Annotated in this window: 13 protein-coding genes; 8 read left to right on the plus strand and 5 right to left on the minus strand. The window is 39.5% G+C overall.

Annotation, left to right across the window (positions count from 1 at the left end):
- Nucleotides 1-10: 10 nt before the first annotated feature.
- Nucleotides 11-1,057, minus strand: a complete 1,047-nt coding sequence (locus JZ787_RS03110) for a rod shape-determining protein (RefSeq protein ID WP_087527717.1) — start codon at nt 1,055-1,057, stop codon at nt 11-13.
- 133 nt (nt 1,058-1,190) lie between these two features.
- Here JZ787_RS03110 and gatC point away from each other — a divergent pair, with 133 nt between their 5' ends.
- From gatC to JZ787_RS03145, 7 genes are all read left to right on the plus strand, one after another.
- Complete coding sequence (gene gatC, locus JZ787_RS03115) at nt 1,191-1,505, plus strand: Asp-tRNA(Asn)/Glu-tRNA(Gln) amidotransferase subunit GatC (RefSeq protein WP_062034404.1); 315 nt, start codon at nt 1,191-1,193, stop codon at nt 1,503-1,505.
- A 53-nt stretch (nt 1,506-1,558) separates the two neighbouring features.
- Nucleotides 1,559-3,037 carry an Asp-tRNA(Asn)/Glu-tRNA(Gln) amidotransferase subunit GatA gene (gatA, locus tag JZ787_RS03120; RefSeq protein WP_346311624.1) on the plus strand — a complete coding sequence of 493 codons (1,479 nt, stop codon included), beginning with the start codon at nt 1,559-1,561 and terminating at the stop codon, nt 3,035-3,037.
- Nucleotides 3,037-4,512, plus strand: a complete 1,476-nt coding sequence (gene gatB, locus JZ787_RS03125) for an Asp-tRNA(Asn)/Glu-tRNA(Gln) amidotransferase subunit GatB (RefSeq protein ID WP_346311625.1) — start codon at nt 3,037-3,039, stop codon at nt 4,510-4,512. The genes gatA and gatB overlap by 1 nt, the downstream gene beginning before the upstream one ends.
- Nucleotides 4,513-4,584: 72 nt before the next feature.
- Nucleotides 4,585-5,634 (plus strand): hypothetical protein, encoded by a 1,050-nt coding sequence (locus tag JZ787_RS03130; RefSeq protein WP_346311626.1) that lies wholly within the window; start codon nt 4,585-4,587, stop codon nt 5,632-5,634.
- A 308-nt stretch (nt 5,635-5,942) separates the two neighbouring features.
- On the plus strand, nt 5,943-6,416 hold the full coding sequence (locus JZ787_RS03135) for a hypothetical protein (protein ID WP_346311627.1): 474 nt from the start codon (nt 5,943-5,945) through the stop codon (nt 6,414-6,416).
- A 224-nt stretch (nt 6,417-6,640) separates the two neighbouring features.
- Nucleotides 6,641-7,219, plus strand: coding sequence for a DJ-1/PfpI family protein (locus JZ787_RS03140; RefSeq protein ID WP_346311628.1), 579 nt, complete (start codon nt 6,641-6,643; stop codon nt 7,217-7,219).
- 124 nt (nt 7,220-7,343) lie between these two features.
- Nucleotides 7,344-7,976: a hypothetical protein gene (locus tag JZ787_RS03145; RefSeq protein WP_238894111.1), complete on the plus strand. Its 633-nt coding sequence runs from the start codon at nt 7,344-7,346 to the stop codon at nt 7,974-7,976.
- Nucleotides 7,977-8,098: 122 nt separating this feature from the next.
- Here the strand turns inward: JZ787_RS03145 and JZ787_RS03150 are convergent, their stop codons facing one another.
- The 4 genes from JZ787_RS03150 to sbmA all read right to left on the minus strand — a co-directional run bounded on the left by JZ787_RS03150 (nt 8,099) and on the right by sbmA (nt 12,045).
- Entirely contained in the window at nt 8,099-8,617 is a 519-nt protein-coding gene (locus tag JZ787_RS03150; RefSeq protein WP_346311629.1) for a hypothetical protein, read from the minus strand.
- 110 nt (nt 8,618-8,727) lie between these two features.
- Nucleotides 8,728-9,591: a hypothetical protein gene (locus JZ787_RS03155; protein WP_346311630.1), complete on the minus strand. Its 864-nt coding sequence runs from the start codon at nt 9,589-9,591 to the stop codon at nt 8,728-8,730.
- Nucleotides 9,592-9,650: 59 nt separating this feature from the next.
- Entirely contained in the window at nt 9,651-10,601 is a 951-nt protein-coding gene (locus tag JZ787_RS03160; RefSeq protein WP_346311631.1) for a hypothetical protein, read from the minus strand.
- A gap of 247 nt (nt 10,602-10,848) precedes the next feature.
- On the minus strand, nt 10,849-12,045 hold the full coding sequence (gene sbmA, locus JZ787_RS03165) for a peptide antibiotic transporter SbmA (RefSeq protein WP_346311632.1): 1,197 nt from the start codon (nt 12,043-12,045) through the stop codon (nt 10,849-10,851).
- A 449-nt stretch (nt 12,046-12,494) separates the two neighbouring features.
- Here sbmA and JZ787_RS03170 point away from each other — a divergent pair, with 449 nt between their 5' ends.
- Complete coding sequence (locus tag JZ787_RS03170; RefSeq protein ID WP_004694700.1) at nt 12,495-12,689, plus strand: hypothetical protein; 195 nt, start codon at nt 12,495-12,497, stop codon at nt 12,687-12,689.
- Nucleotides 12,690-13,017: the final 328 nt, after the last annotated feature.

Below are 13,017 nucleotides of genomic sequence, written 5' to 3' on the forward strand. Positions count from 1 at the left end.
GATTCCTTTATTAGCCTACAAATAACATGTCGTGATTTGGATTATCGAAGAATTCTAAAACTTTACCACCACCACGAGTGACGCACGTTAGAGGATCTTCTGCAACCACAACAGGTAAGCCTGTTTCTTGCGCAAGAAGTTTATCGAGGTTACGCAGTAATGCACCACCACCTGTCAATACTATACCGCGCTCAGCGATGTCTGAAGACAGCTCAGGAGGCGTTTGCTCAAGTGCAGATTTCACAGCTGAAACAATACTTTGTAATGGATCAGAAATCGCTTGCGTGATTTCGTCCGAAGTCACAGTGATCGCACGTGGCACACCTTCAGCAAGGTTACGGCCGCGAACTTCAATTTCAAGTGTTTTAGAATCAGGTTCTGGTAAAGCCATACCCACTTCTTTCTTGATAATTTCAGCGGTGGTTTCACCAATCACGCAACCATGTGCTTTACGTACGTAGTTAATGATTTGTTCATCAAATACATCACCACCAATACGTAGTGAGTCAGCATAGACACAACCTTGAAGCGAAATGATCGCAATTTCAGTTGTACCACCACCAACATCTACCACCATAGAGCCGCATGCTTGTTCAACTGGCATACCGGCACCAATTGCAGCAGCCATTGGCTCTTCAATCAAACGAACATCACGCGCGCCTGCATTAAATACAGCTTCACGAATAGCACGACGTTCAACCAAAGTTGATTTACAAGGCACACACACCACAACACGAGGTGCAGGTGGGAACAGACGTTTTTCATGTACTTTACCAATAAATTGGTTCAGCATAGTTTCGGTCACTTCAAAATCGGCAATCACACCATCCTTCATTGGACGAATGGCAGAGATATTTGCAGGTGTACGGCCCAGCATTTGCTTTGCATCAAGACCTACCGCGGCAACGATTTTTTGTGAACCACTGTGACGAATCGCCACAACTGTCGGTTCATTTAATATAATGCCTCGTCCTGGTGCATAAATAAGTGTATTTGCTGTACCTAAATCAATGGCTAGATCGGGCGAAAACAAGCCAATTAGTCTTTTTAGAATCACGGAGACGTTCTCGATTAAACTTTATGTGGACGCAAGGTGGCAACTTTAACTAAATGTGATGATTTGAACAAGTCAATCGCTTATTATAACGCACGATATTTTGAAATTTTTTAATACTGACTCAGGTGATGTTATGTCTACATCGGATGCACAGCATTCTGCAGATTTAAATGCACAAACAGTTTCAGCAATCGCCAATCTTGCTCGATTGTCGCTAGATGATACGCAATCTGCTGAATATGCTCAAAGTCTAAATAAAATTTTAGGCATGATGGAAACCTTAAAAGGCATCGACACCAATGGTGTTGAGCCGCTTAAAAGCCCATTTGATCACCCACAACCCTTACGTGAAGATGTGGTTTCAGAAACCAATCATCGTGATGAATATCAAGCCATTGCACCGCAAGTGCAAGACGGTTTGTACCTAGTTCCTCGCGTGATTGAATAATTTCTATTCAGTTAAACCATTATTTTGTAAAAATTAACGTAAAGACATTTCTCATGACAGATTTACATCGCTTATCGATTCGTGAACTCTCTGAGGGTTTAGCTGGGGCTAAATTTTCATCTCGCGAACTGACTGAACATTATTTAAAGCGCATTGCAAAACTGGATACACAAGTTAAATCTTATGTAACCGTGACTGCAGAACAAGCGCTTGCACAAGCCGATGCTGCCGATGCTGCAATTAAAGCAGGTACAGCAACCGCATTGACAGGTGTGCCGATTGCACATAAAGACATTTTTTGTACCCAAGGCATTAAAACCACTGCGGGCTCAAAAATGTTGGATAACTTTATCTCTCCTTACGACGCCACCGTCGTAGCGAAAGGCAAAGCCGCTGGTCTAGTCACTTTAGGTAAAGTGAACATGGACGAGTTCGCAATGGGTTCAACCTCTGAGAATTCATTCTACGGCGCTACAGCAAACCCTTGGAACTTAGGTCATGTACCAGGTGGTTCTTCAGGTGGTTCTGCGGCAGCGGTTGCAGCAGACCTTGCTCCATTTGCAACAGGTACAGACACGGGTGGTTCAATTCGCCAACCTGCATCGTTCTGTGGCTTAACGGGTCTTAAACCAAGTTATGGCCGTGTCTCTCGTTTCGGTATGATTGCGTATGCATCATCACTGGATCAGGGCGGGCCAATGGCGCGTTCAGCAGAAGACTGTGCCTACCTCATGAATGTCATAGCAGGTCATGACGCGAAAGACTCAACCTCTATCGAAAAAGATGTTGATGACTATGTGGCGAACCTAAACGGCACATCTGTTAAAGGTCTACGCATTGGTATTCCAAAGCAATACTTCAATGTCGCTGGTTTAGACGCAGATGTGAAAGCCCGCGTTGAAGAATCATTGAAAAAGTTAGAAGAAATGGGCGCGACCTTGGTTGAGATTGATCTCAACATGACTGAAGCTTATGTTCCGACCTATTACTTGATTGCGCCTGCTGAAGCGTCATCAAACTTGTCTCGTTACGATGGCGTGCGTTATGGCTACCGTGCTGAGAACCCAGTTGACCTGATGGACTTATACAAACGTTCACGTTCTGAAGGTTTTGGTGCAGAAGTGCAACGTCGTATCTTGATTGGTACGTATGCGTTGTCTGCGGGTTACTACGATGCTTACTATGTCAAAGCACAAAAAGTCCGTCGTCTGATTCAACAAGACTTCTTAAAAGCGTTTGAATCGGTTGATGTGATTGCTGCACCTGCTGCACCAACCACGGCTTATAAAATTGGCGCGAACTTGTCTCCAGTTGAAATGTACTTGGGCGACATTTACACCATCGCGGTCAACCTTGCGGGACTTCCTGCGATTAATGCACCTGTTGGTTTTGACAAAGACAACTTACCTGTGGGCTTACAGCTGATTGGTAACTATTGGTCAGAATCTCAACTGTTGTCTGTGGTACATCAGTACCAACAAGCGACGGATTGGCATACGAAACGTGCGGCAATTGCTGAGGAGAATGCATAATGGCTCAAGCTCAAAAGAAACCAAAATCATTATTGATTGATGGTTGGGAAGTCGTGATTGGGATCGAAATTCACACTCAGCTTGCGACCCAATCTAAAATCTTCTCAGGCTCTTCAACTGAATTTGGTCAAGACCCAAACACCCAAGCTAGCCTAGTTGACTTGGCAATGCCGGGTGTACTGCCTGTATTGAATAAAGAAGTGGTCGATTTAGCCATTCGCTTTGGTTTGGGTATTGATGCGTACATTGACCAAGCGTCTGTGTTTGCACGTAAAAACTACTTCTACCCTGACTCTCCAAAAGGCTACCAAATTAGCCAGATGGATAACCCGATTGTAGGCTTGGGTCATATCGACATTCAACTTGAAGATGGTACGGTAAAGCGCATTGGCGTAACGCGTGCCCACCTTGAGGAAGATGCAGGTAAATCGATCCATGACCAGTTTGAAGGTATGTCAGGCATCGACTTAAACCGTGCAGGTACACCTTTACTTGAAATCGTGTCTGAACCCGATATGCGTTCGGTTGAAGAAGCGGTGGCTTATATCAAGTCGATTCACACTTTAGTGCGTTGGTTGGGTATTTCTGACGGTAACATGGCGGAAGGTTCATTCCGTGCTGACTGTAACGTGTCGTTACGTCGTCCGGGTCAACCGTTCGGTACACGTTGCGAGTTGAAAAACCTCAACTCATTCCGTTTCATTGAACAAGCGATCAATGTTGAAATTGAACGCCAAATGGAAATTTTGGAATGGGATGGCACGATTGACCAAGAAACGCGTCTATTCGACCCTGTGAAGATGGAAACACGCTCAATGCGTTCGAAAGAAGAAGCGAACGACTATCGCTACTTCCCAGACCCTGATTTGCTGCCTGTGATTATTTCAGATGCGCAAATTGAAACAGCTCGTGCTGCGTTGCCTGAACTTCCTGCGGCACGTCGTGAGCGTTTCGTCGCGGACTTTGGTGTGACTGAGTACGATGCACATGTATTGACACTGACCCGTGAAATGTCAGACTTTTATGAAGTGGTTGTGGCTGCTGCTGGCGGTGCTGCACAAGGTAAAGTGTCTGCAAACTGGGTGATGGGCGAGTTCTCTGGTGCTTTAAACAAAGCAGGCTTAGAGTTGGCGGATTCCCCTGTTTCGGCTGAAAAACTGGGCGGCATGGTTGCGCGTATCGTGGATAACACCATTAGCGGCAAGATTGCGAAGCAAGTATTCGGCTTTATGTGGGATGAAGGCAAAACTGCGGACGAAATTATTGCGGAAAAAGGCTTGAAGCAGGAAACTGATACAGGTGCGATTGAAGCGATTATTAAAGACGTGCTTACTGCCAATGAGAAGATGGTTGAAGAGTTTAAATCTGGTAAAGAGAAAGCTTTCAATGGTCTTGTTGGTCAGGTGATGAAAGCGTCTAAGGGTAAAGCTAACCCTGCGCAAGTGAATGAATTAATGAAGAAATTGATTGGTTGATTTGATCGCTAATTAATTGATTTCATGATATAAAAACCTCACTTAATGTGGGGTTTTTATTTAGGATAATATATGAATGCAAAAGCACAGGAACAATCACTCTCTCTAAAACAAACACTTGATAATATCGTTGAAGATCCATCTATTTCACAAAACAGCAAGGTTACTATTGTCATTCATTTGACTAGTATTTGTTGTGCAATAACAGCTGCTCAACCAATTCCATTTGCAGATATTTTTATTCTTACCCCAATCCAAATTGTAATGGTCGTTTATTTGCGCAAAGTAATCGGATTAACAAATGATGGCCAAGATCCAAAAGAATTTATAGCTTATTTAGTAGGTGTTGTTGGATGGGGCTTACTAGCCCAACAAGCAATTTTAGGATTATATAAAACAGTATTACCATTTATGGGAGGGTTAACGACAATTCCATTGGTCTATATTGCAACTTACGGTTTGGGCTATAGTGCTAAAGCATTATTAGAAGCAAAAATTTTAGGTAAAACCCTTAGCGATAAAGAATTGAAAAATATTGCAAATATTGCAAAATCAGAAGCTAAATCTAACAATAGTGAATTAACTTTCACCAGCGCTACAGAAGAATTTAAGCGCTATAAAGAACAAGCTAGAAACTTTGAAGAATATAAGTCAGAAATTAAATTCTTAGAAGAAGAAAATAATAAAACAATAGAATTACTAAAAAAATACAAGAATGATTCATCTAAAACAAGCAATGAAAATGAAGAATTACGAGAAAAAATAACTCTACTAGAAAATAAGTCAATCAATAACAATTTAAAAAAATCAGATATCTACAAAGCTAGATTTAAAAAAAATTATAATAATATTATTTTTGAAAAAAATAGCTTTACAGACTTCTTAAAACTTTCTTTTTCTGATGAAATGTCTGTAGAAAAACAAATGGGATTGCTGCAACATACTCCTGAAAAAGCAAACTTTCGATGCAATATCAATGGAACCAAATTCAAGGAAATTGGATTTACTCAAACTGGTCGAATGTATGTATTACAAAATGGTGCAAACTATTTAATTTATAAAATCGGCCATAAAAATACTCAAGAAAATGATATTAAATTCTTAAAAAGTTTAAACTTATAACCTTTTATAAATTATGATTTTTTTAAAGACCTGAAATTTCAGGTCTTTTTTCACCCATCACCACATCCAATTTATTCAAAGATGTAGATGGAACTTTCATTACCAATTCACCCCCTCTAAATCTCCCTTTTAAAAAGGGAGACTTTGTCTCGTGATTAGTTTGATTCGCGCTGTTCCCTCTCCTTTTTTAAAGGTGAGGGCTAAGAAGAGGATTTTTACATTAAGTAGTTTTTAATTCCCAAAAAATACTACACTAAACGTATTCTATTAATTAAAAAATCCATTACTTTCAAAATTAAAGGACAAAAATGAAAACAGTCATCCTCACACTTTCTACCCTTGCCTTCTTCAGCACCACCATCTTTGCAGAAACTAAACCCAATGTTCCTACAAAAGAAGCTAGCCAAATATTTAAAGCCGCTGGCTTTGCAAAAACCAAACATGGCTGGGAAGGTAGCTGCGACACAGGTGAAATCACCACATACAAAGACCTCAATGGTGACGGCCTAAAAGACGCAGTTATTTCAGACTACAGCACCATGTGCTATGGCAACACAGGTGTCGGCTACCATATCGTTGCTCAGCAAAAAACGGGAACATGGAAACTCATTTTTGAAAACATGGGCATCCCTACTTTTCTAAAAACCAAAGGAAAAGACGGCTGGCCAGATATTGAAAATGGTGGCCCAGGATTTTGTTTTGCTGTTTACCGCTGGAATGGTCAAAAATATGATGTCAACCGTTATGAATATCAGGGCAAAGCCTGCACATTAGACTATTAACACCTCAGCATAGTAAATTTCATATCAATGAATATATAAACTGGTTGATTTAACACGCTTTTACAGACAGTGATAACGCCTCAATTGATTGGGGGCTTTTTTATAAAAATGACGTCAGTTATACGACTAAAGAGCACTGAATGACTTAAAAATTCCATCTGAACTGTGCTAATTTAGATCAAAATTGAACATAAATATGTACAAACAATAAAGAGGGTTTAAAGATGTCAAAACAAATTTTAATGCTCGTGGGTGACTATGCTGAAGACTATGAAACCATGGTGCCTTTTCAGTTTTTAACAGGTCTCGGTTATACCGTACACGCCGTCTGTCCCGATAAAAATGAAGGTGAAAGCATCGCCACAGCCATTCATGACTTTGAAGGTGAGCAAACCTATAGTGAAAAACGCGGTCATAACTTTGCCATCAATTACAACTTTGAAGCCGTACACACTCCGGACTATGTTGGTTTAGTCATTCCCGGTGGTCGCGCGCCCGAATATTTACGCATGAATGAACGTATCCTTGAAATCGTACGTGAGTTTGATACTGCGAAAAAACCTATTGCAGCGGTTTGTCATGGTGCTCAAATTCTTGCGGCAGCCGATGTACTCAAAGGTCGTACTTGTTCAGCTTACCCTGCCTGCGCAGCCGAGGTGAAACTTGCTGGTGGGACTTATGCGGATATTGAAGTGACAGAAGCTGTAACAGACGGACACTTGATCACAGCACCAGCTTGGCCTGCCCACCCTGTTTGGATGGCACAGTTTATTCAAGCTTTAGGAGCGACTGTGATGATTTAATCATTTTTTTAAAATAAAAATTTGATCAAAAAATAGATTTTTTGATCTTTTAATTTATTGAAAAGTCTCGATTTATCGAGGCTTTTTTATATAATAAAAACATCATAATTTTTGAATAATAAAAATGGAATTCATCAATCCTATAGCAGCTATTATTGCACTAGTTATTGCTATTTTTTCTATTCCAAAAACACTTCATGCAATCAATGAACATAAACGTAAAAAATTCAAAGATGAGCTAGATTTTTATAAAGAATATTTAGACAATTATTACCAAAAAACTGAATCGGAACTTTCTTTATTATTGAAAGACAAAGCAGCACAAACGCTCACGCGTTCAACTGTGATTAGTGCAAAGTTAGCCGATTACTTTATCTTGTTACATGAACAGAAAAAACTAAATTTCCAAGACGTGACAGATGCTTTCCATTTTGGACATAAGTATATTCATGTCGATGAAGAACGCTTAGTTTTTTCACCTAAAATGAATCAGATCAAGTTAAGAAAAAGCGTTTATTATCTAATCATCCTTGCATTACTTGCTTATATCTACGTTTTGTACGGAACAAATGCTGGAGAAAGCTTACACCTTTTTGTAAGAAGCTTAATTACCTTCTTTTCAATTATCATATGCTTTCAATTTGTAGATAAAATTTTTACATTAGAAGAGTGCGTTAAATTTATTGAGATAATGGATAAAGCTCAAACTCAAGTCAAATCAACTACTCAAAATGACGTTTTAATTGGAGACAACTAAGCGATTCAATGCGGTGTTGTTTACAAATAAACACTTATTCTTACTTCTTATATTTTTAGAAACAACAGTGTTTTAAGTTCACTCAAAAATAAGAAACTTAAAGCACTGCTAGAAAAATTCAACTATCTCGTCACACCCAGCTTATTCCAAATCTCTGGGGTTAAAAAAGTCGCGACCAATTTATTCAAATCCACATAACGCAAGACGCCTTGTAACTGTCCTTTCACTTCAGGATTCTTTAAAATTTCCTCACCTGTAATCTGTCCAAGTTCCTGAAAACTGTCTCCAACCGCTTGTAAGCCTTCAGCTTGAATCACGGCTTTTGTTTGCGCTGAACATTGCTCTACCAAAATACGTTGTAAAACCTGTGCGAGGTTTTTATCTAGCTGTGTACGCTGTGCATCGGTGACATTACTATATACCTTCAGATCTGGATGTGCAGCCAGTGCCGCAAACGTCCACTGCAACACGGTAGTTTTATCTGTTGCTGTCGTTGACTTCACCAAACAATTACTCAGTTGATCGACTGTGGTACTGGCCGTGGCAACTTGGACTGAACCACACAAGGCTGCTGCCAAAAGAACATGACGAAAAATAACCGAAGACCGACCACGTAAAACGCTTAAAACAGGCTGTGACATAAACTCGACTCCAATCAACAATTGCATTCTTTGTATCACAAAGCCCGTCTATCAGCCTGTTATGGAACTGTAAAATTACCGTGTAGTTCAAGGAAAAAATAAAGCTCAACTCAAGCAATTTCTCTATTTAGCTCAGTAGTTTCAAATGCAGTGAGCTGTGGGTGTATGGTCGGACAGCCATTCCAAAACCAATAAAAATAACCGTTGGGGTCAAGCAAAGTATGCATTTGAATCGTAGATTGACTACTTTCGCCCTTCCAACACGCTAAAGCAGCATTACGATTATTGTGTAAATCGATAAATTCAGGAGCGACTTGCTTCGGCATTTCAGGAATATAAAGTGCGTCGCCATATTCTACCCATAAATCAGCCAAGTAAATTTTTTGGTCTTTTGGAAAATATCGTCCTGCTGAGATCACCAACGGCAATTGATTTGGATCGGTCGAAGCAAATACATGCGGAAAGTCATGATGCTCTAAGTCTGTGACGACAAAGGGATATAAGGTTTTCGCAGCGAGATTGATTTGAGTTGGGTCATAAGGAAAAAAATGACCCGCCAACATGCCATATTGATATTTAATTTGAGACAACTTTTTCTGCGTAGCCTGCACCTTTATCGCCTGTCCAGCTTTCACCAAAGTCATACCAAAGGCGGCAGCTGTTTCAGGCGTGGCTTTGAGTGGCATAAACTCAAAAGAGTTTCCCGCGAATGCTAACTGAGTCTGCTCTCCCCAATGGGTTTGGATCGTCGCTATTTCTTTGGGTACATCATAAACATGCCCCATACTCATATGGGCGTTAGTTGAGGATGCTTGGATCAGCTCAATAGCATCTGATACATCGGCTAAATACTCAGGTGCTCCGCCATTGTTGTAAAAATAAGGCTGAGCTGAAATATCAACGTCTATTTCTTGCATGGTCTGATCCAGCAAAGGCGCAGTAAAATATGTGGCTGGTGTTTGGACATTACTCATGATGTATTTCCTTTGGTTGAGGTGCTCACATGAAGTTGAGTCGCAAACAGCCGAAAATCTTACTTCATTTGCTTGAGCATATTTTTAGCACCTGTGTGATTATGATTTTTGGCTAAGTTCTGCAAAACATATTTTGCCTGCCCTTTAGGGTTGGAAAAACGACTGCTATAACTTGGAATACCCGTTAAACAACGTGCAACTAATATGCCCGATTCGGTATAGACATTTGAGGCATCCGACCCCGGCAAACGACCATAGTTATATGCGCGTTGTGCACTGTTACAGGCAGCGACTTGGTTGCGTCCGCTGTTAATATCACGGCGTGCAGACACATACAGTTTGGCCTGTTGCTGCTGTGGTGTTTCTACAGCTTTGACAGCCTTAGGTGGTACTTCCTCTTTATTTTCTTTTTTAGGCTCTACTTCTTTTTTGCTTTCTTCCTCTTTCTTCACCTCTGCCTTGATCGCAGGTGCCTTCGTCACCGTTTTTTTGCTTGGCGTAATAGGGGTCATACTTCGTGGTGCTGACTCAGTCAATACTTTGCTTTGTAGATTCACTACACGAGTATCACTTGAGTTAGGCAGTTTGCGTTCAGACAATGCCTCAATACTCACCAGCCACTGTTCGCCATTATTGAGCTGGCAACGAAAAGCACCCGTGCCCTGTTTTAAACTATTATAAGTGCGAAGTAATTTTTTCGCCCACGGATCTTTCACTAAGCTAAAACTACTTTTTTGTGTCTGACTAAAACGGCCACCATGTGCTTGGCAATACTGACTGAACATGCTCCGTGGATATAGTGCTTCGATATCTTTTTCATTTTTTACGCCTACCGTGTGATACACGTATTCTTTGCTGTTTTTATCGGTATCATTAATTTTTCGTTCTACGATTAGTTCTTGTGGTGATGCAATATTTGTAAAAGCTGTTTGTGCTATATTTCCCAGACTGGTACAGCCCTGCAACACACTCCCCAAAACACCAAATACACATAAAATTTTATAATTCACTACGACTTTACTCTTAAACACCCGCATAAAAAACATTAGCGGAAAGCACATAAAATAACAAACTTAAATAACTGTTTTTATTATTTATTTTAGCTTGACACACACATCATTCTGCTTTGTTTTATGACAACCTCAACAACATTTCATTAATTTAGTTTGAACCACACAACAAAAGTTACAGACAAAATGATGTTTGAACACATAAAAAAACCTGCCGTGAAAGGCAGGTGAGATACATCAAAAATATTTAGTCATCCAAAGTCGATTCAAAAGCTTTTAGACGCTTATAAATTGAGAGCAGTTCGATAATGGTTGGCCATGATGCAATCAAATACTGAAATGACTCCCTAACTTTGCCAAAAACATTCAATATCTGTGTGAGTAAGCCTAAAGTCACTAGCCCTGCTGCAATACTTGGAAAAAGAACAAATAGTCCATAAATATTATCTAACTGCATATACCATATTCGTACTAAATTAAAATATGCATAATGAAAATACAGTCGGAAATAGTTTTTACGTACACCACTGAATAATTGTTTCAGCGTGGCAGGTTGAGCACGGTCTGCATGGTCTTCTCCATACACCAACTCTTTACGATAGGCTGCTTCGACTTTTTGGTTATTAAATTCCAAACCAGGTAATTTATAACCAACCAACACTAAAATGAGTGTTCCTAATAAAGCCCAACTTATAGCAGCCCAAACCAAAGCATATGGAATAGCCCCCACAATTGGAATTGCCTTTACATGGCTCGACAGACTAAACAACACTGGCAAAAAGGCAATCAACGTCATTAACGCTTCAATCAAGCTGACCCCTAAACCTTCTAAAGTTCTTGCAAAGCGCATGGTATCTTCTTGAATACGTTGCGATGCCCCTTCAATGTGCCTTAACTTATTCCAATTTGAAGTGTAATAGTCATTCATCGCAGTGCGCCAACGGAACACATAATGGCTCACAAAAAATAAATTTATAACAGCAAATGTAACGTAAACCATCGCAACATAAATAAAAGTTAAAATACCTTTATAAAGTTGGTTCACATCACCGCCCCCATTACTCAACATTTCTTGGATCAAGTCATAAAAAGGGTTATACCAAGCATTTACAACAACACTGACCTGTACACCAAACCAGATGTTAAACAGAATAAATGCGGAACCCCAAATCGACCAGCGTTGCCATTTATTGTCTGAGACAAAACGCCAAAATAAGGCAAAGAGTGTTGTTGCTATAAAAAACCAGAGATAGAACCACAGAAAAGACGGAGACCAAAAACGGCTTACCCCAATAGCTAATTCAGCCATTGCATATCCTTGCGGCCAACCTATGGCGCTTCCCCATGTATTTCCCCCTGTGTACCACAGTACGACATTGATCACCGACCAAAGTAATACCGAAATGAAGAACCATCTAGGGTTTGGGAAAAATGACTTAAACATGAACGATATATATCCCTTTTATGTTTCAGGTATGCAATCCGTGCATACTAATCCTTATTTCTTAATTTAGTACAATCGCATTACAGCAAGTTTGTACACTTTACTTATCCTTATTGGGTTATACGTTATTTGATTTGTATGCCCCTTCACAAGAGCTCAGGACATTATTTTCGGACTTGATCAGTCACTTCACAATCAAAATAAATTATTTCAATAACTTATAAAAATAGGAACGGACTTTGCCTCAGATTTAAAATAATATTTTATTGCTTATAACTTTTGGGTTTCAAACTGAAAAATTGCTTAGGATTTAAAGCGAGTGCAATGACGGCATTTATCTGACAACCATACGATTACTTATTGATTTTATGTATAAAAGAATGAAGTTTGCACATTTTAAAATGACTTCATGCTACTATCTTTTCATTAAAAACTATTGGATCTATGACATGGAAACCCTAGTACTTGAACTGATCAAACCACTCACACTGACAAAAGAAGACTTTCCACCCATCAACTTTGAAGAAGGCACTGTGCTCAAAGTTCTCATGAAAACACCTACAGGCTACTTGGTAACGGCAGATTCTCGTTTTAATTTTACGGTGTCTTTTGATGATGAAAATCAAGTGTGGCAGAAGCTGTAAGTTGCAACGCTCTTTAGTAAAAGAATAATCCATTCAATGAGATAAAAATAAAAACCATCTTTTTTATTGATTTAAAACTGATTATTTTTATTAAAATTTAGTTTTTTATACCGAATCAGCAAATGAATACCGTGTTGAGAGTTTTCTGTACCTATTGATTTTGTGATTTCTGGGGCTCATTTGTATCGTCGTTATGCATCCATTTTATCCTTAATCTCTTGATTTAATTGATCTACATTAAACCCTTCATCCTTGTTAAGTAAAACTTTGAACTATAAATCAGAAAAAGAGAAAGGATTTGAAAATCTTCAGTCTATAACTCTATATT

This window comes from Acinetobacter sp. BWR-L5 (genome assembly GCF_039655985.1).
Lineage (GTDB): Bacteria > Pseudomonadota > Gammaproteobacteria > Pseudomonadales > Moraxellaceae > Acinetobacter > Acinetobacter johnsonii.

Coding starts and splice junctions, on each gene's coding strand:
- gatC (WP_062034404.1), top strand. CDS start 1,191: ATGTCTACATCGGATGCACAGCATTCTGCAGATTTAAATGCACAAACA.
- gatA (WP_346311624.1), top strand. CDS start 1,559: ATGACAGATTTACATCGCTTATCGATTCGTGAACTCTCTGAGGGTTTA.
- gatB (WP_346311625.1), top strand. CDS start 3,037: ATGGCTCAAGCTCAAAAGAAACCAAAATCATTATTGATTGATGGTTGG.
- JZ787_RS03130 (WP_346311626.1), top strand. CDS start 4,585: ATGAATGCAAAAGCACAGGAACAATCACTCTCTCTAAAACAAACACTT.
- JZ787_RS03135 (WP_346311627.1), top strand. CDS start 5,943: ATGAAAACAGTCATCCTCACACTTTCTACCCTTGCCTTCTTCAGCACC.
- JZ787_RS03140 (WP_346311628.1), top strand. CDS start 6,641: ATGTCAAAACAAATTTTAATGCTCGTGGGTGACTATGCTGAAGACTAT.
- JZ787_RS03145 (WP_238894111.1), top strand. CDS start 7,344: ATGGAATTCATCAATCCTATAGCAGCTATTATTGCACTAGTTATTGCT.
- JZ787_RS03150 (WP_346311629.1), bottom strand. CDS start 8,617: ATGTCACAGCCTGTTTTAAGCGTTTTACGTGGTCGGTCTTCGGTTATT.
- JZ787_RS03155 (WP_346311630.1), bottom strand. CDS start 9,591: ATGAGTAATGTCCAAACACCAGCCACATATTTTACTGCGCCTTTGCTG.
- sbmA (WP_346311632.1), bottom strand. CDS start 12,045: ATGTTTAAGTCATTTTTCCCAAACCCTAGATGGTTCTTCATTTCGGTA.
- JZ787_RS03170 (WP_004694700.1), top strand. CDS start 12,495: ATGGAAACCCTAGTACTTGAACTGATCAAACCACTCACACTGACAAAA.